The organism is Marinobacter excellens LAMA 842 (assembly GCF_001574445.1).
Classification (GTDB): Bacteria; Pseudomonadota; Gammaproteobacteria; order Pseudomonadales; family Oleiphilaceae; genus Marinobacter; species Marinobacter shengliensis.
Map to the genome: position 1 here is coordinate 447,856 of NZ_LOCO01000001.1, position 25,131 is coordinate 472,986.

The 25,131-nt window shown below is 57.4% G+C and carries 18 protein-coding genes; 8 read left to right on the forward strand and 10 right to left on the reverse strand.

Annotated elements, in window-relative coordinates:
- Positions 1-74: 74 nt before the first annotated feature.
- Genes J122_RS01995 through J122_RS02005 form a run of 3 tightly spaced genes read right to left on the reverse strand, consistent with a single transcriptional unit; the run spans position 75 to position 3,346 of the window.
- Positions 75-482, reverse strand: coding sequence for a response regulator (locus J122_RS01995; RefSeq protein WP_061330909.1), 408 nt, complete (start codon positions 480-482; stop codon positions 75-77).
- Positions 466-1,620, reverse strand: coding sequence for a response regulator (locus J122_RS02000; RefSeq protein ID WP_061330910.1), 1,155 nt, complete (start codon positions 1,618-1,620; stop codon positions 466-468). Before J122_RS02000 ends, J122_RS01995 begins: the two co-directional genes overlap by 17 nt.
- A gap of 10 nt (positions 1,621-1,630) precedes the next feature.
- Positions 1,631-3,346: a diguanylate cyclase gene (locus tag J122_RS02005; protein ID WP_061330911.1), complete on the reverse strand. Its 1,716-nt coding sequence runs from the start codon at positions 3,344-3,346 to the stop codon at positions 1,631-1,633.
- Positions 3,347-3,440: 94 nt separating this feature from the next.
- On the opposite strand from J122_RS02005, the gene J122_RS02010 reads away from it, so the two are divergent.
- Genes J122_RS02010 through J122_RS02020 form a run of 3 tightly spaced genes read left to right on the forward strand, consistent with a single transcriptional unit; the run spans position 3,441 to position 9,177 of the window.
- Complete coding sequence (locus tag J122_RS02010) at positions 3,441-5,216, forward strand: ATP-binding protein (protein ID WP_061330912.1); 1,776 nt, start codon at positions 3,441-3,443, stop codon at positions 5,214-5,216.
- Positions 5,213-7,261 carry a GAF domain-containing protein gene (locus tag J122_RS02015; protein ID WP_061330913.1) on the forward strand — a complete coding sequence of 683 codons (2,049 nt, stop codon included), beginning with the start codon at positions 5,213-5,215 and terminating at the stop codon, positions 7,259-7,261. Before J122_RS02010 ends, J122_RS02015 begins: the two co-directional genes overlap by 4 nt.
- A gap of 50 nt (positions 7,262-7,311) precedes the next feature.
- Positions 7,312-9,177, forward strand: a complete 1,866-nt coding sequence (locus J122_RS02020; RefSeq protein ID WP_227510045.1) for an ATP-binding protein — start codon at positions 7,312-7,314, stop codon at positions 9,175-9,177.
- Positions 9,178-9,270: 93 nt separating this feature from the next.
- Here the strand turns inward: J122_RS02020 and acnA are convergent, their stop codons facing one another.
- Positions 9,271-12,030, reverse strand: coding sequence for an aconitate hydratase AcnA (acnA, locus tag J122_RS02025; RefSeq protein ID WP_061330914.1), 2,760 nt, complete (start codon positions 12,028-12,030; stop codon positions 9,271-9,273).
- A 229-nt stretch (positions 12,031-12,259) separates the two neighbouring features.
- Here acnA and J122_RS02030 point away from each other — a divergent pair, with 229 nt between their 5' ends.
- From J122_RS02030 to J122_RS02040, 3 genes are all read left to right on the forward strand, one after another.
- Positions 12,260-15,166 (forward strand): MHYT domain-containing protein, encoded by a 2,907-nt coding sequence (locus J122_RS02030; RefSeq protein ID WP_061330915.1) that lies wholly within the window; start codon positions 12,260-12,262, stop codon positions 15,164-15,166.
- A complete protein-coding gene (locus J122_RS02035; protein ID WP_061330916.1) occupies positions 15,163-16,158 on the forward strand; it encodes a two-component system response regulator in 996 nt (331 codons plus the stop codon). The genes J122_RS02030 and J122_RS02035 overlap by 4 nt, the downstream gene beginning before the upstream one ends.
- Positions 16,159-16,286: 128 nt before the next feature.
- Positions 16,287-17,741 (forward strand): B-box zinc finger protein, encoded by a 1,455-nt coding sequence (locus J122_RS02040; protein ID WP_061330917.1) that lies wholly within the window; start codon positions 16,287-16,289, stop codon positions 17,739-17,741.
- Between the two features lie 50 nt (positions 17,742-17,791).
- On the opposite strand, the gene J122_RS02045 is transcribed toward J122_RS02040, so the two are convergent.
- Positions 17,792-19,243 carry a rhomboid family intramembrane serine protease gene (locus J122_RS02045; RefSeq protein WP_061330918.1) on the reverse strand — a complete coding sequence of 484 codons (1,452 nt, stop codon included), beginning with the start codon at positions 19,241-19,243 and terminating at the stop codon, positions 17,792-17,794.
- A gap of 295 nt (positions 19,244-19,538) precedes the next feature.
- Between J122_RS02045 and J122_RS02050 the strand changes: the two genes are divergently transcribed.
- Positions 19,539-19,979 carry an OmpA family protein gene (locus J122_RS02050; protein ID WP_061330919.1) on the forward strand — a complete coding sequence of 147 codons (441 nt, stop codon included), beginning with the start codon at positions 19,539-19,541 and terminating at the stop codon, positions 19,977-19,979.
- Between the two features lie 62 nt (positions 19,980-20,041).
- Here J122_RS02050 and J122_RS02055 read toward each other — a convergent pair whose 3' ends face one another.
- The 5 genes from J122_RS02055 to J122_RS02075 form a co-directional block, all read right to left on the reverse strand.
- A complete protein-coding gene (locus J122_RS02055; RefSeq protein WP_061330920.1) occupies positions 20,042-20,443 on the reverse strand; it encodes an MAPEG family protein in 402 nt (133 codons plus the stop codon).
- Between the two features lies 1 nt (position 20,444).
- Complete coding sequence (locus J122_RS02060; RefSeq protein ID WP_061330921.1) at positions 20,445-20,687, reverse strand: GlsB/YeaQ/YmgE family stress response membrane protein; 243 nt, start codon at positions 20,685-20,687, stop codon at positions 20,445-20,447.
- A 74-nt stretch (positions 20,688-20,761) separates the two neighbouring features.
- Positions 20,762-21,481 (reverse strand): lysophospholipid acyltransferase family protein, encoded by a 720-nt coding sequence (locus tag J122_RS02065; protein WP_061330922.1) that lies wholly within the window; start codon positions 21,479-21,481, stop codon positions 20,762-20,764.
- A gap of 48 nt (positions 21,482-21,529) precedes the next feature.
- Positions 21,530-22,111, reverse strand: coding sequence for a class GN sortase (locus J122_RS02070; RefSeq protein ID WP_061330923.1), 582 nt, complete (start codon positions 22,109-22,111; stop codon positions 21,530-21,532).
- Complete coding sequence (locus J122_RS02075; protein WP_227510046.1) at positions 22,108-24,147, reverse strand: marine proteobacterial sortase target protein; 2,040 nt, start codon at positions 24,145-24,147, stop codon at positions 22,108-22,110. The genes J122_RS02070 and J122_RS02075 overlap by 4 nt, the downstream gene beginning before the upstream one ends.
- A 280-nt stretch (positions 24,148-24,427) precedes the next feature.
- Between J122_RS02075 and pdsR the strand changes: the two genes are divergently transcribed.
- Positions 24,428-25,129 carry a proteobacterial dedicated sortase system response regulator gene (gene pdsR, locus J122_RS02080; protein ID WP_061330925.1) on the forward strand — a complete coding sequence of 234 codons (702 nt, stop codon included), beginning with the start codon at positions 24,428-24,430 and terminating at the stop codon, positions 25,127-25,129.
- Positions 25,130-25,131 lie beyond the last annotated feature (2 nt).

A 25,131-nucleotide genomic window follows, 5' to 3' on the forward strand; every position in this document is an offset into this window, starting at 1 on the left:
AAGCAGCTACTCATTCAGGCGCGCCAGCCTAACGCAAATTGGCCAATCACGCACTCGTCACGGCCTGCGCTTAATCATGCCCCTTGCGTATTTTCTTTCACTATTCGATGAATATCATCCGCGAGCGTCATCGGGTCAAAGGGTTTGGGAATAACACCGATGGCCCCCAATGCCAGGTATTCTTCAATTTCAGCGCTCTGAATACGGGCAGTCATGAAAATCACCGGTGTGGATCGTGTCGCGTCCAAAGCCCTTAATCTGCGCATGGTCTCAGGACCATCCATTTCGGGCATCATCACGTCCAGAAGAATCAGATCCGGCTCGAACTCAGGAGCCACTTCCAAGGCTTGTTGGCCAGAACTGCAAAGTGCTGCGTTAAATCCACCCACATCCTGCAATGCGAGCTCTGCAATGGCCCGTACATCCGGATCGTCTTCCACATACAGAACTTTATTCAGCGATGCCTCAGGAACGGACGCCATACTGCGACTCCTCGGTGGATGGTTTCAGTTCCAGACCAATACGCCGCAAAAGTCGCTGACAGTCATCACTGTCTGACTGCCCCCCTGCAATCAATGCGGCGGCCCGCATCACCAGGCGATCTTCACGGGTACTGTCTTTGGGCAAAAAATGCACCGCGCCAATCATATCTCTCAGACTCAGCGGCAGCTTCCAGTGTACTTTCAGGCGATTGCCGTAATCCTGAGCCCACTGGCCAATGCACTGCTCTACCTCTGAACCGTTCAGCGAGCCTCCTTCTGCCGTGAACTGATTCAGCACTTTCAGAACTGCCATCTCTCCCAAGCGGCTCAGGAGCCCCGCCTGTTGAAATGAAGAGGGCGACTTCCCCAGCCTCATCGCAAGTTTTTGAGCCTCACGCGACACCTGCAATGCCATGTCGTGGAAAGCTCTGGCCTGAGCCTGCAGGTCCGGATTGTCTATCTTACCGGCCACATCCAGTGCCAGCGCCAGGGCTTGATTCAACGCCATGGCCACGCCCATATTGCTGATGGCATCCCGGAGGGATTCAACCGGCTTGCCCGTGCGCCGAAATGAACTGCTATTAGCCACGTCCAGCAGGCGGGCCGTCAGCGCCGCTTCCTCACGCCAGCGCTCCGCCAGCTGAGCCGGTGACAATTCTTGCTGCCTGCCGATCAGCTCCAGTACATCCGCAGGATCGATGTCCGTCGGCAATTGAACCACCGAATTCAAGGATGCCTTCAAATACTCATCTGCGGAGCCGTGACCAGGCTCGACGGCAGGGACCAGCTTGGTCAGACGTTCGTGCAACAGCTGTACATCCAGGGGCTTGGTAATGTATCCGCTGATACCATGGTGGGCTGCCCTGAGTACCGATTCCCGATCAGAACGCCCGGAAACCATCACAATAGGTACGTCACGATCACCAGCGCGCACTCGCTTGACCAGATCGAGCCCGGAACCGTCTGGCAGCTGCCAGTCAATAAGATACAACTGGTAACGGCCATCACTGTCTAACAGTTGTTGGGCCTCGCTCAAAGATCGCGCAAGACTAACGTTAGCCCCTTGATGAATGCCCGCCACGACCGTTTCAAGCAGCTCACCCACCAGCTCGTCGTCTTCCAATATCAATGCGTTCAACCGGCACCTCTCAAACTTTTATACCGCGTAGAGACGGATGGTAGAGACTTACACCATTACGCCCACCCCGTTTTCGTTGGTAAAGTGCCTGATCAGCGGCCTCGATGGCTTGATCGGAAACAGGAAAATCGTTAATTAACGCGACGCCGGCACTCAGGGTAACCTGAAAACTGTCATCCCCTGCCCAGAACACGAGTTCGGCAAAACTCTTACCAATGGCTTCGATGAGTTTCACCGCCACCGCCGGCTCACAATCGGGCAGAATCAACAGAAACTCTTCCCCACCATAACGCCCGATTACATCAGACTCGCGCAGCCGGTTGCGCAGTAAATTGGCCAGGGTACGAATAACAATATCGCCCTGACCATGCCCCCAGGTATCGTTTACCCGCTTGAAGTGGTCCAGATCCAGCATGACCACACACGAAGTGTGACCGGCGCGGCGACAGCGGGCCAGCTCTCGGTCGACTTCCTGTTTGATCAGCGAATGTTTGAGCAACCCGGTGAGGCTGTCACGGTTCATCAGGTCCGATAACTGGCGGGCGCGGTAACAACGAATCCGCACCGACCGAACAAGGTAATCATCGGTGACCGGCTTCACCAGAAACTCATCGGCGCCTTTAGACAGCGCATCCAGCTGGTTTTCAGGATTGTCTTCCGATGACAGATACACAATTGGCAAACCCAACCAGCGCGGCTCGTAACGTATCAGCCTGGCAAGCGTAACGCCTGAGTAATCCCGTAACTGAACATCCATCAGAACAAGGTCTGGCTCAAACGCCGACAGTTCCGACATCAAGTCTGCAGGGTCAGAAACCCGGCGGGCAATGATGCCAGCCTGCTTGAGCACCAGGCAATAGTGCTCTCCCAGCTCCTGATCATCGTCAACGATCAACACCCGGCCCTGGGGGCGGGACCCGCGCTCCAGCGCCAGGGATTCGATCCGTTCTGCCAGTTCCAGCATGTCCAGCGGCTCACAGAAATAAGCAGTTGCCCCCTGTTCTGCGACCCGATACAAAGTCTCGAACGAGTCCTCGTGGCCAACACATACCACCGGGAATCTGCGATGCTCGGCTTTCGGTAGGTATTGCTCACGAAAGTCCATGACGTCGCCAAGCTCTGAATCCACACACAGCAGGATCGAAGCGTTGTTGAGCTCTGTAAGGCGGGCAGCAACGTCGCTCGGGCGATCAATAGAGCCCGATTCACAGAAAAAACCGTAGACGGCTAACGATTTAACCAGGTCAGCCAGATAATCAATGCTATGCCCGAGGGCCATGACATTGACCTGCATGCCATGGGCCCCGTCGTATGAATCCGCTGCGGCTGGAGCCCCTGCCTGAGCACCCGCGGCAGAGGTCATTTCAGGAGCCTTTTCCAGTAGCCTGGCAAGATGTCGAAGTTCATCGGCAAGTTCTACAGAAACCGACACCACGTCATGCGCACTTGCACCGCTGTCGGCCGCCGACTCACGGCACGACTTCATCTGCTTTTCTATCGCCCTGGCCGCCTGTCCGAGTTCCGGAAAACCGAATGTCCCCGAAGAACCCGCCATCCGGTGCAACAACTGATAACACTTGTCCAGCTCAGACTGCGGCAGCTGTTGCTGATCAATCAAGCTCGCAAATCCTGACAGCGTTTCGATGTCGCCCCGGGCGCGCTCAAAAAACCGTTCCTGCAGAAGCCTAAGGCGCTTCTGTAACTGATCAACGGCTGTATTGGTCAAAAGGCATTCCTCACTATTTTATTCACAACATCTAATGCACTATTCTCATCAAAGCATGTTTTATCTTTAACAGCCATTCGTATAAGGGCCTTTCTTGCGAACTTTAAGCCTCAACGCTCGCATTGTGCTGATTGCGAGCTCAAGCATCGTTATCAGCGTAGCTCTGATTCTGTTTATTGCCTACGACAGACTGCTTCATGATTTTGAGCAGGTACTTAAAGAGCGCCAGGCGCTGCAGACATCGGCGGCCGCCAGTCGGGTAAACGAGGAACTGACCATACGCCTGAATGCATTGGGAGCGTTTGCCAGCGTGCTGACTGACGGCAACAATCTTTTACCCCTACCGCAACTCGAAATGTTGCTGGGCCGCCAACCCGCCCTGGAAAGTCTGTTTGGCGGCGATCTGCTGATATTTGATGACCGGGGCGTCGCCATCGCCGAGAACCTGTTTGTTCCCAATCGGCTCGGAACTTCCTACGCTGATCGCCCCCATTTCAAACGGGCCATGCAATCCCGCACGCCGATTGTCAGCCGACCAATCATTGGACGCGCAACCGGCTTACCCCTGTTGTCGTTTCTCGCCCCGGTTAAAAGTGATGATGGCGTCTTACTTGGACTGGCCGGTGGCACCATCAACCTGGCAGAGTCAGGAATTCTTCCTGAAGAGATTAAGACTGATAATGGCACTATGCTCATGGTGCTGGACACCGGAAACTTCGTCCAGGTGGATGCCCTGAAAAAGGGTCAACCGGCACCTTTCCTTCCAGATCCGGGTGAGGATCCATTGATCGACGCTGCCTTGTCCGGCATCTCCTTCGGTGTGGTCACAGATTTTTCCGGGCAACGCTGGGTATACAGCTCCCAACATCTAGCGCGGCTTGGCTGGATATTTCTCAGTGCAGCACCTTATGAGCAAGCTATTCAACCTGCCCGAGCATCGTTTCGCGGGTTTTTATGGATCAGTTTAATCACCACACTTCCGCTGCTGCTTATGACCTACGTTGTGGCCAAAGCTGCGACGCGCCAACTGGGCAGCATGTCCCAAAAGATCAAAAGGATGACAACAGACAGCTCTTCTACTCAAAGGTTGACGACCAAGGGGCCCGCAGAAACCCGAAATCTGGCGAAAGCGTTCAACACCCTGATGGAAGAGCGAGAAGCGCTGGACCTTCTGAAAAACCAGTTTGTGTCGAACGTCAGTCATGAACTGCGCACGCCGCTGACATCTATCAATGGCGCTCTTAAGCTACTGCAATCCAACTCCGCCGGCGAGTTGCCGCCGAAAGCCTCAGCCATGGTTGAGCTGGCTTTGCGCAACGGCCAGCAGCTGCAATCACTGATTACCGACCTTCTGGACTTTGAAAAAGCCGTGGCCGGCAAACTCAGCGTCCAGATCCGTGACATCGACCTTACTGAAGCCATTGAGGCTGCGTGTACCGGGAACCAGCCGATGGCCAGGCATTACTCCGTGAGAATTGTTGCCGAAAGCGATAACAGCCTCAGCGTGTTTGCGGATCCGGCCCGGCTGCGCCAGGTCCTTGATAATTTTATCAGCAACGCCGTAAAACACTCGCCAAGCGGTGGCGTAGTTACTGTTAAAGCCAGCTCCACAACCTCCGGGGTTGTGCGCATCACGGTTTCAGACCAGGGAGACGGGGTTCCCGAGCATTTCTTACCTCAACTGTTCCAACGATTTGTCCAGGCAGAAGCGGGCTCTAACCGGGCCAAAGCCGGCACCGGATTAGGGCTTGCCATATGCCGGGAACTTGCCCATTTGATGTCCGGTGAGGTGGGCTACGATTACTCAAATGGCGCCCACTTCTGGCTGGAGCTTCCTGAAGCCGATCACCAGCGCGAGAAACATTTATGAGAACGCCGGACCGGCCCCAAAATGAAACCTTACGGCTGTCGGCCCTGGAAGCAGCTCAGCTGCTGGATACACCGCCGGAAGAACGATTCGACCGAATTACCAGGCTCGCAGCCAAAACCTTTGATGTACCTATATGCCTGGTCTCCCTGATTGACAGGGAGCGCCAGTGGTTCAAATCCTGCTATGGCCTCGGCGTTCGCGAGACGGCCCGTGACATTTCCTTCTGTGGCCATGCAATTCTCGGCGCCGATACCTTCGTGGTTGAGAATGCATTGCAGGACGAGCGATTTGCAGACAACCCCCTGGTCACTGGCGAGCCGAGCATCCGTTTCTATGCCGGTGCACCGCTGAGTGACCGGAATGGTTTTCGTTTAGGCACCTTGTGCCTGATCGACAGGAAGCCGAGAACCTTTTCCAGCGACGATCAAAAGACCCTGCGCGATTTTGCTGATCTGGTCGAACGGGAATTTCAGTATCAGGAGCTTGGCACCTACTACGCAGAGAGAACCCAGGCACTGAATATCCTGAATGACATTTCTCTGGATTCCCGTGGTAGCGTCTCTGAGCGTATCGAGCGCGCTTTGGCGATTGCCAGTCAGTTTCTCAAGTTGGAAACCGCCATTGTCAGCAATATCACCGGCGGTGTGTATACGATCCTTTGGCACTATGAGCGGCATCCGACGTCTCTGGAGAACGGCATCACATTCCCACTGGAACAGACCTACTGCTCACTCCTGGCGGCCCAGGGCAGGGTTCTTGCCATTGACCACATGGCGCGATCCCGTTTCTGTGATCATCCCTGTTATCAGCAATTCAAACTGGAGAGTTACCTGGCGGCGCCGGTATGGATTGACGACGAGCTGTTCGGCACGCTGAATTTTTCTTCACCACTACCCCGACGCCCTGGATTTACGGAGACTGAAAAAACATTCGTCAACCTTCTTGGTCGCTGGATTACCGATATCATTCAGCGGCAAAAGCACATAGAAGTACTGGACAAACTGGTGGCTAACGCGCCGGGCATGCTGTATCAGTTCCGTCGATGGCCCGACGGCCATAGCAGCTTCCCCTATACCAGCAATGGCATTCGAGCCATTTATCAGATCACCGCAGAACAGGCTGCCATAGATGCCTCGCCTGCCTTCGAACGTATTCACCCGGATGATCTGGCGGTTGTCGCCGATTCCATAAAGATATCGGCCGATAACTTGACCCCGTGGATACAGAAGTATCGTGTTCGCTGGCAAGACGATAGCTGGCACTGGGTAGAAGGCACTGCGCGGCCCGAGCAACTGCCCGATGGCAGTGTGCTATGGCACGGATACATTGTAGATATTGATGAGCGCCACAAAATCGAGGAAATGAAGAGCCAGTTCATTTCCACGGTCAGTCACGAGCTTCGCACACCGCTGACTTCAATCGCCGGTTCTCTGGGCCATTTGCCCGAGAAATCTCAACAGATGGTGTCCATCGCCCTCAGAAATACAGAGCAACTCAAACACCTGATCAATGATTTGCTCGACATTGAAAAACTGGTGTCTGGTCGCATGCCCATGCACCCAACCAATCAGCCTGTCGCCCCTGTTATCGAGGAATCAATCGAGCGCCTGGCGCCTTACCTGGAACACCGGCGAATACAGGTTGTCCACCAACAGGATCATCCGGGTGTAACCGCCTGGTTCGATCCGCAACGCCTTAGCCAGGCACTGAGCAACCTGCTCTCCAATGCCGCCAAGTTTTCAGAGCAAGGTGCCAGCGTAAGGGTCTCCACCAAACTATTCCCCGATCACGTCAGGATTTCGGTCACAGACCACGGTATCGGCATTCCCGACAGCTTCCGCGCGCGCATTTTCCAGAAATTTGCCCAGGCCGACAGTTCAAGCACAAGGGGCAAGCAGGGGACGGGGCTGGGGCTGGCGATTACCCGAGAGATCATGGCTCAGATGGGTGGCAGCGTTGATTTCGAGTCGACAGAAGGAAAAGGCGCAACCTTCTGGCTTGAACTGCCGCTGGCGCAGCCGTCGAAGCCTGAGGCGTCCGAGTGAAAAGGGGCAACGATCAGATGTTTCGATCGCTCATACGGATTGCCCGCTGCATGGTTCTGATACTCATGGTGTCGGTTGCCATCACCGTGGACAGGGTCAGCACGGAACGCATCAGAACCGAGGTTCGGCAGGAATGGCAGGCAAAGATCGATGACCTGGCGCTGGATCTGCAAGGCAGGATTCTGCAGAACATAACAACGGTGTGGGGCTTGGCAGCAAGTGTCTCGGTGGAACCAGAACTGGGCGAGGCTCGTTTTCAGGAACTGGCCGCCGTTATTTTTCGGCTGGCCACTGAATTAAGAAACATCGGCCTGGCGCCTGATTTTGTCATTAACAACATATACCCCCTGGAGGGCAATGAAGCCGCCATTGGCCTGGACTTGAGGACGCAAAGCCTCCCGGCCGAACAGGTTCTCATGCTTATGGAAACGGAACGCGCGGTGTTCAGTGGCCCCATTAATCTGGTGCAAGGAGGCCAGGGACTGGCAGCCCGAATTCCGATTTTTAGCTCCGATTCCGGTGAGTTCTGGGGCGTGGTGTCCGTCATCCTGGACCTTCAAAGCCTCTATGAAGCGGTCAACCTGGGCATCATCATGCAGGAGGCACAGCTAGTGCTATCGACGTCCTCTGACCCATCCAACTCAGAAAGCATCTTTTTCGGTACCCAGGAGGCTAGCTGGAAATGGCCAGTTTATAATGCGCTGGACATGCACGGCACCAGCTGGCATTTATTCGCACAACCCAAGGCCGGATGGCCAGATCAGCCACCGCAGCCCTTGCTGTTGCGCGGGATACTCGCATTACTGGTGTTACTGGTGACCGCTGCAACCTTCTGGCTGACCCGTCTGCTGCTCAAAGATCGGCAAATGCAACAATGGTTTTCGGGCCTGTTCGAACTTGCCCCGGTCGGCATTGCACTGTTCGATGCGTCAAGCAATCAGCTATTGCGAGCCAACCCAAGCCTGAAAAGTATCCTTGGTGAACATCCTCGTTCACTGGCTTTTTTCAACAAAACGTTCGATGAATATGGGAACCTCAGCACCGATGATTGTGAGGGTCTGACAGAGACGCTGGCCAGATCAGAGAGACTTAACGGCCGACAGGGCTATGTTAAAGACAACACTGGTGCGCTCAAGCCGATCATGCTGCATGGTCTGAACCTCATCACCACAGACGGAAAACCGGTTGTCTGGCTGATTGTTGAGGATATGTCAGAGCAGAACAAAGCAGAACGGCTCAAGAACCAGTTCATTTCCACGGTAAGCCATGAGCTGCGCACGCCACTGACATCCATCTCCGGGGCCCTTGGATTATTGGCCAACCAGGCTGCAGGAACGCTTCCTGACAGCGCCCTTCGGCTGACCCGGATTGCCCACAGAAACAGCGAACAGCTCACTCACCTGGTTAATGATCTTCTCGATATTGAAAAGCTCATTGCCGGCAAAATGACACTCGAGATGAAAGCCCTTCAAGTCTCTGACCTGGTGCGTGAGTGTGTCGAGAATATCGGAAACTATGCTTCGGATCATCAAGTGACCGTGGAGATCCGACAGCTTGCCGATGTTAAAGTGACCGCCGATAAACGACGATTGATGCAGGCCCTGAACAATCTGCTTTCCAACGCCATCAAGTTTTCACCAGAGCATTCTGACGTGCTTGTCTATACCGAAACAGAAAACCACAAGGTACGAATCAAGGTACAGGACTTTGGCAAAGGGATTCCGCCAGAATTCGAGCCATCAGTGTTTGAAAAATTCGCACAGGCCGAAACCGATGGCCGGTGCTCAAAAGCTGGAACCGGACTCGGCCTGGCCATTACCCGTGAGTTGATGCTCAAAATGCATGGTTCAGTTGGCTTCACCTCCCGCCCTGGGCAGGGTGCCACATTCTGGCTGGAGTTAACCGAAGCAGAGTAGACAAAGACGAAATCAATGGAATACGAAGGGCTTCGGAAAATGTTAAAGGAGGCTGGAAACAGAGCCCCAGCCTCCTGTTTGGCCCGCAAAACCTCAGGCGTTCTTCAACATCTCCCGAACCACATAGTGCAGGATGCCACCATGCTGGAAGTAGACCGCCTCGTTGGCGGTATCGATGCGTGATTTCAGCTCACAGGTTTCGGTAGAGCCATCCTTGTATTTCACCATCATGGTCAGGGTCTGGCCCGGTTTGATCTCGCCAGACAGTCCTTCAATGCTGATGGTTTCCTCCCCGGTGAGTTTCAGGCTCTTGCGATCGGTACCCTCCGGGAATTGCAGCGGCATCACGCCCATGCCAATCAGGTTAGAGCGATGGATACGCTCATAAGATTCTGCTACCACGGCTTTTACGCCCAGCAACCGGGTGCCCTTGGCGGCCCAGTCCCGACTGGAGCCAGTGCCGTATTCCTTGCCGGCAATCACCACCAACGGCGTGCCCTGCTCCTGGTACTTCATGGCGGCATCGTAGATGGCCATCTGCTCGCCGGTGGGCACAAACTTGGTGAAACCGCCTTCCACACCATCGAGCATCTCGTTTCGGATGCGCACGTTGGCGAAGGTGCCGCGCATCATCACCTCATGGTTACCCCGGCGGGAGCCGTAGGAATTGAAATCTTTCGGTTCCACCCCGTGTTCCTGCAGGTATTTACCGGCAGGCGTATCGGCCTTGAAGGAACCGGCCGGGGAGATATGGTCGGTGGTGACCGAATCACCCAAGAGAGCCAGGATGTTGGCATCCTTGATGTTGTCGATGGCCTCGGGCTGCTCACCCATGCCTTCGAAAAACGGCGGATGCTGGATATAGGTGGACTTGTCGCTCCACTCATACACCTTGCTCTCGGGCACCTTGATGGACTTCCAGATGTCGTCGCCTTCGAACACCTCGCCGTATTCCTTGCGGAACATGTCGGTTTTCACCTTTTCGACGGCCTCGGCGATTTCCGCCTGGCTGGGCCAGAGGTCGTTCAGGTACACCGGGTTGCCGTCTTTGTCGGCACCCAGCGGGTCGTTGGTCAGATCCAGCCGCACATTCCCTGCCAGCGCATAGGCTACGACTAAGGGCGGCGAGGCCAGCCAGTTGGTTTTCACCAGCGGATGCACCCGACCCTCAAAGTTGCGGTTGCCGGACAGCACCGAAGCGACCGTGAGATCCCCCTCGTTGATGGCTTTCTCAACGGCATCCGGCAGCGGGCCTGAGTTGCCGATACAGGTGGTGCAGCCGTAGCCCACCAGGTTGAAGCCCAGTTCATTCAGGTCGTCCTGCAGGCCCGCCACTTTCAGGTAATCGGTGACCACCTTGGAGCCCGGCGCCAGCGAGGTTTTCACCCAGGGTTTGGTTTTAAGGCCCTTCTCCACCGCCTTCTTGGCAATAAGGCCTGCTGCCATCATTACGCTGGGATTGGAGGTGTTGGTACAAGAGGTAATCGCCGCGATCACCACGGCGCCGGGGTCCAGTCGTGTTTTCTCGCCATTCATGTCCAGCGGCTGACTGGCCGGGTGTTCGTAGCTGTTATCGACACCGACGGCGGTTTGGCCGCCTTCTGACTCGAGCTTGGTCTCCTGAATTTTCGCCGGGCCTTCAGCGGTTTCCATCAACAGCTCAAAGGAGGCCTTCATGTTCTTCAGGGCCACCCGGTCCTGAGGCCGTTTCGGGCCGGCCAGGCTGGCTTCCACCTCACCCATGTCCAGTTCCAGGGTATCGGTGTAGATCGGCTCATGGCCCGGCTCCCGCCACAGGCCCTGGGCCTTCGCGTAGGCTTCCACCAGATCTAACAACTCTTCATCGCGGCCGGTCAGGCGCATATAGGTAATGGTCTGATCATCTACCGGGAAAAAGCCGCAGGTAGCGCCGTATTCAGGGGCCATGTTGGCGATGGTGGCCCGGTCGGCCACTGGCATGTCTTTCAGACCGTCGCCATAGAATTCCACAAACTTGCCCACTACACCTTTCTTGCGCAGCATCTCTACCACCGTCAGCACCAGGTCGGTGGCGGTGATGCCTTCCCGCAGCTTACCAGTGATCTTGAAGCCTACCACCTCGGGAATCAGCATAGAGACCGGCTGGCCCAGCATGGCGGCTTCCGCTTCGATACCACCGACACCCCAGCCAAGAATGCCCAGGCCGTTGATCATGGTGGTGTGGGAGTCGGTACCCACCAGGGTATCCGGGTAGGCAATGGTTTTGCCATCCACGTCCTTCTGCCAAACGGTCTTACCCAGATACTCCAGGTTGACCTGATGACAGATGCCGGTGCCGGGCGGCACCACCCGAAAGTTGTCAAAGGCCTGCTGGCCCCAGCGCAGGAACTCGTAGCGCTCCTGGTTGCGCTCCATCTCGATCGCCACGTTGTCTTTGAAAGCAGACGGATTGCCGTATTTGTCGACCATTACCGAGTGGTCAATTACCAGGTCCACCGGGGATAACGGGTTAATCAGGGCCGGGTCTTTACCGGCCTGTTTTACCGCCTCGCGCATGGCCGCCAGGTCCACCACACCGGGTACGCCGGTGAAATCCTGCATCAATACCCGGGCCGGCCGGAACTGAACCTCAGTGTCGGAGCGTCGGTCTTTGAGCCACTGCACCATCGCATCAATGTGGGAGCGGTCCACCGTGACGTCGTCTTCGTTGCGCAGCAGGTTCTCCATCAGCACTTTCAGGGAGAACGGCAAGCGGTTGAGGTCGCCCAGGGTGTCGGCGGCCTTGGGCAGACTGTAGTAGTGATAGGTCTTGCCACCCGCTTTCAGGGTGGAGAGGGTATTCAGGCTGTCTTTGCTCAGTGAGGTATTCGACATGCGGGGCCTCCTCTTGGTTTGATCTACACTAACTATTGCATCGAATGAACATAGTTCAACTCAACACCGATGAATGTTCGCTATTCCCCCGGTGAATAGCCCTGAAAGGCGTTGAAGAAGTGAGAAGCACGCCGTCCAAAAACTGTACAAAAAACGACACAAAAAGACCGTACATGACCCGGATACGCACTGTTAACGTACTCTTTCCGATTTCCGACAGGTAATCCTTTTGCTGGCGCTTGATCATTTTTTCGTTCTGAACCCGACCACAGAGAAACTGGTCACCGGCCAATACGATGCCAGACTGGTTGTTCTATCGCTGTTAATTGCCGTTGGCGCATCCTACATGGCGCTGACTCTGGCCGCAGCGGCAAGGCGAAGCAGCAGCGTGTTCGTTCATCGCATGCATCTTTTCAGCGGTTCGGCTTCTCTCGGCTTTGGCATCTGGTCAATGCACTTTATTGGCATGCTGGCGTTTGAAGTGCCGACCCATGTGCACTATCACCCGTGGATCACTGCGTTGTCCTCCGCTCCCAGCCTGCTTGCCTCATGGGTTGCGCTCAGCCTGTTATCGAAGCAGGAGATCACCGCCCCAAGATTGCTCAGCGGCGGCGTGGTGGTAGGCGCCGGCATCGGTGCCATGCATTATCTGGGTATGGCCGCGATGGAAATCGGTCCTGCCCTGCGCTATGACCCGCTCTTGTTCGCTCTGTCCATTGTCGTTGCGGTGCTGCTGGGTACGCTCGCGTTATGGATCAGTTTCGGTTTACGCCAAAGAACCCGGATGCGCGGTTTCAGTCGCCGACTGCTCGCAGGCACCGTCATGGGACTGGCCATCGCCGGCATGCATTACACGGCCATGGAGGCTGCCCGATTTATCGGACAGCCCGACCCGGATTTTCTTCCCGGCAGCAACCAGCATACCGCTCTCGCTCTTGCCATTGCGTTCATTACTGTTGGGCTCAGCCTGATGGCTGCCGGTATAAATGCCATAGTCCGCTACCGGGCACTGATGAGGCGTAGTCTCGAAACCGCGAGTGAACTACAAGCCATCGTCGATGCGGCCGTCGACGGCATTGTCAAAATCTCCGACCGAGGCATCATTTTATCGTTCAACGAATCCGCTGAGCGGATCTTCGGTTACAGTGCAGACGAAGTGGTAGGCAAGAATGTGCGCATGTTGATGCCCAACCCCCATCAGGATGCCCACGACAGCTATCTCAAAAACTATCTGCACACCGGCGAACGACAAATCATCGGTTCTGGCCGGGAAGTCTGGGCGCTCCACAAGGATGGTCACCGGATACCCGTGCGCCTGGCCATTGGCGAAGCCCGGCTTGGCGGCATCAGCACCTTCGTTGGCTTTATCAGTGACATTACCGAACGGCACCGGATGGAGACAGACCTTCGGCGGACCAAGGAAGACGCAGAGCAGGCCGCCGCCGCCAAAAGCGCCTTCCTGGCCAACATGAGCCACGAGATTCGCACCCCGATGAACGCTATCATCGGTTTCACCGATCTGGTGTTGGATACCCCGCTGAATCAGTCCCAGGCCAGGCATCTGGGCGTGGTAAAAACCTCAGCCCGGTCACTGCTCAACCTGCTCAATGATATTTTGGATACTGCCAAACTGGACGGCGGCCACACCGAGCTGGAACACCGGGATTTCAGCCTGCGGGCGCTGTGCGAACAAATCATCGCAGCCCAGTCGCTGAATGCCGGGCGTAAAGGGCTATTCCTGAAGCTGGACTATCAGGCACAGGAACACTTCAAGGGCGACCCGCTCAGAATCCAGCAGGTACTGCTTAATCTGGTCAGCAATGCCGTCAAATTCACCCATACCGGTGGCGTTACCCTGATGGTTCAGCAGCAGGAAGCAGAAAAAGTGACCATCCTGATCGAAGATACCGGCATCGGCATCGCCGCCGACAGGATCGACACGATTTTCGAGCCTTTCACCCAGGCCGACGCCAGCATGACCCGGCGATTCGGTGGTACCGGCCTTGGCACCACCATCGCCCGGCAACTGGCAGAGCTGATGGGCGGCCAGATCGCTGTGACCAGCGCGCTCGGCCAGGGCTCGACCTTTCGGGTGAGCCTGCCACTGCAACCGGGGCAACCCGTGGCGGAGGAACACCATTCTGATCATGAAACCAGCCTGCCACCGCTTCGTATTCTGGTGGCCGACGACGTCCCCCAGAACCTGGAGCTGCTTTCAACCCTCCTGGCACAACGCAAACACACGGTATCCACGGTCAGCAATGGTCGCGAAGCCCTTGAGCGATCCTGCCGCCAGGCCTTTGATCTGATCCTGATGGATGTCCAGATGCCTGAGATGAACGGGCACGAGGCCACCCGGGCAATCCGGCAGCGTGAGGCGGCCGAGAACCGCCATTACACCCCGGTGATTGCATTGACTGCCAGCGTTCTGGAGGACGACCGCAGGCAGGCTCTCGAATCCGGCATGGACGGCTTTGCCATCAAGCCGATTGATATATCGGAACTGACCCGGGAAATTGCGCGAGTATTGGGTATTCAGGCCGGCCCCGCAGTTGACCGGCGAGCGATCCACGAACTGACCGTGGTTGATGATAACGTGGTCGCCCAGCTCTGGCCCGATGCAATCGCCCACCAACGGGCGGTCGCCCGCTTTCTGAGCGCAGAGGATAACCAGCCTGATACACTCCGCCAACAACCCCATGCGACCGACACCGCCAGCCTGGCCCACCGCCTGCGTGGTGTGGCGGGCAACCTGGGCCTCAAAGCTCTGGTAAATGCCCTTGAAGCCCTTGAGTCTGCCCTGGCCCAAAATCAGCCGGTTGCCGATCACCTGTGGCAATCTCTGGACGATCGCTACTCAGATATCCGGGCCTGGCTGGAAACCTGCCCAGGCATGGGCGAACCTGAAACGCCGCAAGCGCTCATCCCGGACGAAAAACCAAGCGCCGCTGCCTTGGCCGAAATTATTGATCGCTTGCAGCACGGTGAACTGCCGGATCAGCTGTTCGCACAACTGAAACCCCGACTTCCGGAACAGCTGGCCAGCGACGTTGTCGATGCCATGTCCGAATTTGAGCCTGAAAAAGCCGCAGACCTGTTACAGCAGTACCGAGATACCCTGCAGGAGCCTTCATGATCACAGACACCCGTACTCTGTTGGTGGTGGATGACGAACCCGCCAACCTACAGGTACTCCGCAATATTCTCTCCGACAACTACCGGATGCTGTTCGCCAAAGACGGCGAGCGGGCGCTGGAGCTGGCGTCGGCAGAAAAACCCGATCTGATCCTGCTGGATGTGATGATGCCCGGAATGACCGGCCACCAGGTGTGCCAGGCGCTGAAAGCCAACCCGACCACCCGGAACATTCCGGTGATTTTTGTCACAGCTCTGGCCGAAGCAGACGACGAAGCGAGAGGATTTGAGCTGGGCGCCGTGGACTACATCACCAAACCGGTGAGCGCACCGATAGTCCAGGCCAGGGTTAGAACCCACCTGTCGCTGGTGGGTATGGACGAACTGGTGGGGACACGGCTCGCGGTGGTTCAGATGCTGGGGCGCGCTGCCGAATACAAGGACAACGAAACCGGCCTGCATGTTATCCGCATGAGCCACTTTTCCCGGCTGATTGCCCTGGAGGCCGGGTTGGGCGAAGCCTGGTCTGATACCCTGCTCAACGCCGCGCCAATGCACGACGTCGGTAAAATCGGCATCCCCGATGCCATTTTGCAGAAACCCGGAAAACTAGACCCGGATGAATGGGCCGTGATGCAACGGCACGCCGAGATCGGCGCCGAAATCATTGGAGAAGATGGCTCAGATTTGCTGAACATGGCGCGCGAGGTTGCCCTTAATCACCATGAGAAGTGGGACGGCAGCGGCTATCCCCGAGGGCTGAGAGGGGAAGCCATTCCGGTTTCAGCCCGCATTGTCGCTCTGGCCGATGTGTTCGACGCCCTGACCAGTGAGCGCCCCTACAAAAAAGCCTGGTCCATAGACCAGGCGACCGACCTGATTCGCGAACAAAGCGGCCAGCATTTTGACCCGCAACTGGTTGAGGCCTTCTTCCGTTGCCTGCCGTCGATACTGGAGGTTCGTAGCCACTGGCAGGAAGGTGCCGGCGGTTGATCCAATCGCCGGCACCTTCCTGAGCAGATTTCTTTAGCGTTCACGGAAGGGAGTGTGAACAGATCAGCTGCGGCACAAGGCCAGTTCTGTCATCATTGGCGCTGTTTTCTGACGGATCAGGATCTACCGTGAAACACGATTGTCATTACCACCCGGGCGACCCGGCCAAGTGGCACTGTGGTGAGTGCCAGATGCACTATTGCAATCGCTGCATGCCCGATGCAGACACCCGCCAGCGCCGCGCCCTGTGCCCACGCTGCAGCAAGGCCATGCGGTATCTCGGGGCGGCAACCGAGGTGGTGCCCTTCTGGCACCGTATCGGCGCTTTCTTCCGCTACCCGTTCCATACCGATCCATTGATAGTAATCGCCATATGTACGCTGGTGCCCATCGTTGCACCGGCGAACATTGTCGGCCTGGTTATCTGGCTGGTACTGGCACTGGCGCTGTTCAAGTACACCTATGCTGTGATCAGCCACACCGCAGAAGGCCATCTGAAACCTCCGCCGGTGTCCGTGGCGTTCACGGGCAGCGGTTTTGATATCGTCATTCTGCAGCTTCTCGTATTTGTACTGATGGGTGGCCTGGTGGCTGCGGCGGCAATGATCGGCGGGCCGATTCTGATGATGCTGGCCCTGGCCTTTGCGATACTCGCCCTGCCCGCCAGCATCATGGTGCTGGCGATGGAGCGATCAGTGGGTGCGGCGGTGAACCCGATGAACCTGGCGGTGCTGATTTCCCGTATCGGCACCCCCTACTTCCTGCTGTATGGCTATCTGATTCTGCTCACCCTGGCTTCCGGGGCGGCCCAGGATTTTGCCGTTGATCACTTCCCGATGTGGGTCGCACAGCCCCTGGCGGGCTTCCTTAACAGTACCTTTACCCTGATTCTGTTCCACATGCTGGGTTACCTGCTGTTCCAGTATCAGGAAGAGCTGGGCTTTGCCTCGGACATTCAGGGGGAAGAGGGCGACGCAGACCAACAGAACCGGGACCGGAGCACCCGCTTTGATGCCGATCTGGACATGAACCTGAAAGACGGCAACTACGACCGGGTTCAGAGCATGCTGATCGAATCCCTCAAAAAAGACCGGGACAATCCGAAACGCATCGGGCAGCTCTATCAGATTCTGACCGCCCGGCAGGCAACGACCGAGCTGTACCGGTATCACCCGCGCCTGATGGCGTGGCTCGCCCAACGACAGGATGGGGACGGGTTGAACCAGCTGATGCAGACTCTGCAAGCGGCGGAGCCTGGCTTTCAGCTGGACGATCCGGAACTGGCGGTGCAGTGTGCCAGTGCCCTGTATCACCGGGGCCACTTCAAGCCGGCATTGCGGCTGCTCCAGGATTTCCACAAACGGTTCCCGGACAGCGACCAGCTGGCACCGGCCTATTTACTGGCCGCCCAGGCACTGGCCAATGGCCTGCAACAGTGGGAGAAAGCCAGTGCGTTTCTCGCGTTTATCAAGAAACGCTGTGTCACCCACCCCTTGCATGGGCAGATTGACACCTGGCTGGACCAGGCCCGCAATCAGCAACCGCTGAAAGGCCCGAAAGCGAGTTTTGAGGTACCGGAGTAATCGGAAAGCGCCGGCACAGGGCAAGCTGCGCTGTGCCGGCATTTAAGGCTTCAAAGAGTGTTCTGGAGCAATTGGCGGTAATGGCGGGCTTTTGGCTCCATCTGGTGCTTCTCGAACTCCGCCAGCAACAACCGGCAGGCCTCGTTGACCATTTCCACATCCGCCGTTGAGCGCATGCGTTCAAAAGCCTTTTCCGCTGATTTCAAATCGTGGTGCTTGAGACTGGCAAACATTACCCGGTTATGGTCTTCCACCGCCAGCGGATGATGGGCCTCGCCCTTGCTCAGATATTCCTGCCACACTGAGATCATTTGCTCTGGCTGCCGTCGGGCCATGGCATCGGCCATCAGTTCCCGTGACAGGTCCCGGTAGGCTGGCAGGTCTGGCCGAAGTTTGGCCAGCTGGTACAGATGTTCCAACACAATGGCGCGCTCGGGATAGCGTTCCCGCAACGCCTCGAACTGACGCCGGGCCAGATCGAAATCCATCCTTCCAAGGCTGGCCATAGCCTGGGCATACGCCGAGGTAAAGCGGGCGTCCTGTTCATCTTCTTCCGGTTCAAAAAACTCTTCTTTCACCTGCAACCAGCTTTTACCCAACAGCCAGACCAGGCCAGCACCGGCAAGTAGCCCGCCAGCGTGGGCCATATAGGCAATACCGGTAGAGCCGGCGTACCAGTAATCATAGATTTCCTTGCCTACCCACACCGGCAACAGGGCGATGGCCGGTGCCCGGAAATAGTTGAAGTAGACCAACAGGAAGTAGAAAAAACGGATTTTCTGCACGCCGTATATGGCCACATACATGCCCATCAACCCGGAAATGGAGCCTGACGCGCCCACCAGAGGAATCTCGCTGCCCATGGAGAAGCCGGTATACATCAGGCCGGATAACGCACCACAGGCCAGATAGGCCATCAGGTAACGGCCAGGCCCCAGGGCCTTCTCAACGGTGAAGCCAAGCAGGAACAGGAACAGCAGGTTACCGATAATATGGCCCCAGCCACCGTGCAGAAACTGGTAGGTGATCAGGCTGTAAAGCGACAATTCCGCCGGAATAAGCCCCAACTGATAAGCGCTCATTCGAGACAGCCACTGTTCATCGATGGCAACCCGCTGCTCCAGCCAGTGACTTCGCTCAGCCGGCGCCCAGATCAGGTCCCGGTTTTCTTGCAGGTACTGGTAGAACTCCCTGTCCACCAACAGGGTGGCTGCCAGCCAGAAGGTTTCGTTGTCCTCCTGCAGTTGCTGGAATTCCTGAAGCTCCAGAACACTCTGGGCATCACCAGAAAACCGGATTTCCCGTTGCAGATAGTCTTCATAAGCCGGGGCCTCGAGCGCCAGCAGGTCGGCTTCCAGATACTGTTCCAGGGCCGCTTCAAACTTGCGGTCGTCACCGCCCTGATAGAACAGGAAGACCAGCAGGCAAGCCATCATCAGGCTCAGGGTTACCCAGGGCGGGCGTTTCCAGTTAACGGCGTTCTCGGCAGGAATAATCAGCATGGGCGGTCACAATTCATCACAATCTGTCCCTGAAAAGCTGCTTTTTACCACAGCAGCGACTTCTTTTCCCGGTGTAATGACACCTGGCGAGCAGAAATCAAAGGTCTGCAACGGGAAATGTGGCGCAGCACACAACCGTGGGTGTCATCACACAGTCACACAAATGCCATTCAATCGGTAACCACTCACTTCCGGTGCCTATCGACCATTCGCCAATTGCCGTTATTGCTTCAACCAACAATATTGGGGAAGCAATAACAACAAAAACCGGATTCTGGACTCGAGGATACTGCACATGACCGTACTAGTTCTGGACAACCCTGACTTGCTGGCGAAGGCCGCATTGGCATTCGGCGGCATGGCGGGCCAGCCTTCACAAGACGGAAGCCGTCCTCACCGCACCCGATTTCACTACGGCTTCAACAAACACACTCCGGATGCCGGTGACATCGAGGTTCTGAAGCAGCACGCTGCCTACCTGAAAAATCACCCGGGTGTGCGGGTAAGAATTCATGGCCACGCCGACCGCTTTGGTTCAGAGGAATACAATCGTTTCCTGGCTCGCCTGAGGGCCAACTCTGTGGCCCGCCTGCTCATGCGCGAGGGCGTTCACCAGTCTGCCATTGTGCTGGCTACCTGGGGTTCGGATCGCCCCCTGGCCCGGCCGGAAGACCACGCGGCCAACCGACGGGTGGAGCTGGAATACCTGACCATGGACATTGCCCAAGCACTCTGAGCGCCAGGTACATACACAAACGGGGCCAACAGGCCCCGTTTAAGCAATCGCTGCCGGCTTGCTCAGCCGTACACCTGCCAGACGTTCCACAGTAATAGCAACGCCGCCACCAGAATCGCCAACCAGGTTAACAGGATACCGATCATGCGGGCCTTGTGGGGGCCACCCTTGCCGTTGATCATGCCCCAGGCATGGAGAATACGGCCCACCACCAGCGCCATGCCGGTCCAGTAAATCAGGCCTGAGGCAACACCGTTCAGCTCGGCAATCGCCAGCATAATCAGGCCAATGGGCGCATATTCGACCAGGTTAGCATGGGCGCGCACCGCTGCCTCAAACTCGACATCGTCGTTCACGCCCAGCCCTTTACGGTACTTCAGCCGGTACTTGACCACCTGGCCGGACAACACCAGCAACAACAAACCAAGGACGGCCGCGAACACAGCGGTTACGGGTACGATCATGTCAGCCCTGCTTTATCTTGTTGACCACTGCCAACAGCAGTACCGCACCGACGGTCGCGGTTACCAGCTCACCGACCATGCTCTTTACCGCCAGCCCGAGCACGCCAAACAGCACGCCGCCAATCACCGAACCGACAATACCAATACCGATATTGGCCAGCACGCCAAAGCCCTTGCCTTTCATAATCAGGCCAGCCAGCCAGCCGGCAAGACCACCAATGATCAGAAACCAGATCAGGCTCATCTATCCATTCTCCCAAGGTTTACCAGTCCAGAATGCATTCCTGTTCAGAAGACTGCCCTGTTTTTCACGGCCATTCAAGCAGTTCCGGGAGTTCGTGCAAGCCCTGCGATGGCTTCCGACATCTGTTGGTGGCACCGGGCGATCAGCTCGGGGATATCGGCAGAGGTCAGCCCCTGGGTTTCGACGGGCGGAAGAATCTGCATCGGGACTGGCTCCCTGCGGCCAGACCAGCCTCGTGTTTTGCCGTGATACTCACCGGCACACACCATGGTGATGGGGGCACCGGCAGCAATAGCTGTGTGAAACGCGCCTTTCTTGAAACTTCCCAGGCCACGGCCACGGCTACGAGTGCCTTCCGGGAATACCCAGATACTTTTACGCTGCTGGTTGATCGCCTCACTGGTGGCCTCCATCACCGCCACCGCTTTTCGGGACCGACCGCGGTTCAGAATGATGTTGCCACCCAGCCAGAATACCTGGCCAAAGAACGGCACCCAAACCAGTGAGGACTTGCCCACCGCCACCGTGCGCGGTGGTAGCAAGTCACCCATCAGGAACAGGTCGTCGTTCTGTTGGTGGTTGGCGATGATCACCGTGGGTCTGTCCTGCGGCATGTTTTCGGCCCCGTACAGAGGGCGTTTCATGCCGAGCAGGCAACGACCTACCCGGGCGACGATCCCGCCCAAAATCCTGTTGTTGTCCGGGTTGAACGGCCGGGCCAGGTACAACACCAATGCCAGAAGGCACAAGACTGGCACACTGATCCACGCCAGGATTTTTCTTACCACTGCCATACTGCTTTTCCACTAATGATCCACTTGGCGCACAAGTGTACGCCAAACTCAAAGTGCGGCAACAGTATCCTTTTGTTCGAGTGCGTAAACGGGGTGAGCTTCAACCACATAGCGCAGTGGGCCACGAGCATCCAAGGAATCAAAGGGGTAGCAGGTAACCAACAGCAGGGTGCCGGCAGCCAGTGTGTGGGTGTTGATTAGCTCCTTACGACTGTCCACTACCCGGATACTGGTCACCCGATAATCCTGCCAACGCTGATCCTGGCCTTGCAATCTGACCGGGTTACCCGGAGCGAGATGCTGGAGGTGGCTGAAGTGGGTGTCCCGGTGTCCGGCCAGAATCACCGGCCCGTCGGCACCGGCCACCACCCGGCCCGGCCCGAAGGCCAGGCTTTCGCCGTGCAGGCCATCCAGCACGATCATCGACACATCCAGCTCGGGCATTTCCAGTTTCGCCACGGGCCAGGTATCGGCCCAGGGCCAGGGCCGGGCCTGGACCTGCCGCGCCTGGGTCTCGGCCCAGGCAAGCGCCAGCAGCTCCTGTGCCACCAGTGCCTTGAAGGGAATCCACAGCCCGAACATGAGCACCGTGGCAGAACATCCGAACAGTAACAGCAGCAGGCGACTCACAGGGATGGCCTCCGGTTCAGCATGGCAATGGCCAGGGAAAACATCAGCCCCAGCAAACCCAGCGCAGTGAACAACGGTGCGAATGTGGCCGTCTGGGGGTACCTGAGCATACCGGGCTGGCTACCTGCCGGCAGCAGTGTGGGTATGCTCTGTGACCCTGCGCTTTCGGTTTCCGGGCGAGCCCGGCGCTGCTCCACCACCACAAAGCTGGTGAACGGCGAAATCACGCCATGGCGAACCGAAAGCTCAGTGATTTGCTGCTCATCCGGCGCCTGGCCCTGAAGCCGGGCGGCATCGGTCAGCTCATCAATCCGGCCACGGGCCCACTGACGATTCAAACCACTGGCGGGCGCCGCCTGGGCAAGATCCAGAGAAGTGGACCAGTGACGGCCTCCGGGCAACTGGCCGGAAACCTGCAACTGCCCTGCTGCCGGCAGCCCCCGGATTACCTGGATCAACGGCGTGCCGCGAAACAGATCTCCGGGCCTGGCCGGTACTGGCTCCAAAGGCTGTCCCTGATCCGGCCAGCGGACGTCCAGATTGGTCAGCACCGGTGCTTCCATGGCGGCAAACAGCCGGTTCAGGGCCCGGTCTACCTCGGCGCCTGAGTGAATTGCGGTAAACTCACCCCGGCCCCACCGGGCCGCCTCCCGCAGAAAATGCATATTGGGTGCAGAACCAATCCCCACGGTAAACAGTCTTCGGTCAGTCAAACCTGATCGGATCTGGTTAAACAGGGCAGACTCATTGCCCACGGCACCGTCGGTGATAAACACCACCTGGCGCACCCGTTCACCCCCCGGGCCAGAGTCCATTCCCAGCGCCAGCGACAGGGCACCCGCCATCTCGGTACCGCCATTGGCCCGCAAATCCTGGACATAACGCCGAGCCCGGGCCAGGTAATGGCCTTCTGCCGGCACCGGCTGGGCGAACAGGGGATGGGCCTGGCTGTTGAACTGGATCACATTGAACGAATCACCGGGGCGCAGGGATTCCAGCCCCTTCAGCAGGGCAGAACGGGCCTGGGCAATCGCGTCCCCCGCCATGGAACCCGAGGTATCAATAACGAACACAAGCTCCCGGCGCAGCACCGGCCCGACCGTTTCAGGCGGCAGCACCATGGCCATCAGATAATCCTCACCTTGCCAGGTCTGGTGAAAGACGGCCGCTTTTGGCTCACTGCCGGCTACCGGGCGCCACCTGACGATCACATCGCGGTCCATCAGCACCTTTTCCTGTTCCGGCCTCACCGTCGCCCTGGCACCGTCCAGCTCGGTGTGCAGTCGATGGCTTGGGCTGGAGACATCCGCCAGGGCCAGGCCGCTTTCGATCTCTATTCCGATCCTGGCCCGGTGACTGCCGCCATCAACGTCCGTGGGGCGAACGGTAAACGGGCTGATTTCATGGGCATCGGCAACCTCTGTGGTGGCCAGCGCCCACCCCGACTGCCACGGGCCTTGGGTTTCCGCCAGCGGTTCGCCTGGCATATACCTAGGGGTCAAGGTGGTGGGCAGTCGAAGTTCGAATTCACCGTGCTTGTAGGCCACCGGTTGCTGATAACGGATTTCCACCTGCACACTTTCGCCTGGCGGGATGTTGGCTACCCGGCTGGTAAACAGGTTCGGGCGATGCTGCTCCAGCGTGGCCGCATGCTGCCCGGCCTGCCTGGCCCGCTCATAGGTTTGGCGGGCCTTGGCTTTGGGCTCAATGTGCCCCACGATTTCACGCTCGCCAATGGTCATGCGTAGCCCGTACACCGTGGCCTTGTCGGGTAACGGGAACACGAAAATCCCCTCTTGCCATTGGTCGCTGGCATTACGAAACGTCCTGGTCAGCCTGGTCTGGGCCAGCAAGCCAGACACACGAACCTGAAACTCACTGTCCAGAATCACCGCCGGCTGCTGCCGGGCATTTTGATCATTCATCAGGTACAGTTGACCCGGCTGTTCCATGTCCATCTGACGCGCCTCCGCGTAGAGGGGATGGACAAACAACATCAGCAGAACCGCCAGCCAAAGGCTGATACCCTCGGCCATTCGCAACCACCTGGATTGTTTAGCGGCTGGCTTCGCCCGGCGGGCGGTGAACAGGTCAGGCCGTACGGCCGGATTGGCAAGCAGCGATAGCAACATCATCACGACATCCTTTTTGTGGAAGTTAGTGATGCCATTGCAACAGGCTGAATGGGCCCTGCCGTGGCAGAAACGGGCAAGCTGGCGATAGAAAATGATGAATTATGGCAATCCCGCAGCATCGACTTGTGCCGCGCAAGGAGCATGGTTTAATGACAGCACATCTTGCTGAACAGCATCACCCATGAAAAAACACATTGTTCTGATTGAAGACGAAGCAGGCATTCGCGATAACTACCGGGCGGCGTTTGAGCGCCGGGGTTACCGGGTATCAGCCTATGGCGACCGGCCATCGGCCTGGCAAGTGCTGCGCCAGGCGTTGCCAGACCTGGCCATTATTGACGTCGGGCTTGGAGACGAGCCGGAAGGCGGGTTTACCCTGTGCCAGGACCTTCGGTCGCAGTCTGCTACCTTGCCGATCATCTTCCTGACCGCCCGGGACAGCGATATCGATTCGGTGCACGGCTTGCGCCTGGGCGCTGACGATTACGTCACCAAAGACATGAGCCTGGATCATCTGCTGGCCCGGATTACCGCCCTGCTTCGCCGGGCCGATGCCTGGGCCGAGGCGCTGCAAAAGCCGGATGAGCTGCTGCACCGGGGCCGGCTGTCGCTCAACGTCGACCGCATGACCGTGTCCTGGGACAACCAGCCGGTGGACTTGACGGTGACCGAATTCTGGATGCTGCACAGCCTGGTGCAGCATCCCGGCCACGTTCGCAGCCGGGACCAGCTGATGGAAGCCGCCAGCACGGTACTGGATGACAACACCGTGACCTCCCATATCAAACGCATCCGGCGTAAATTCAGCCAGCTGGACAGCAGCTTTGATGGCATTCAGACCGCCTATGGAATGGGTTATCGCTGGAATGCCCGTGAGGTCTGACC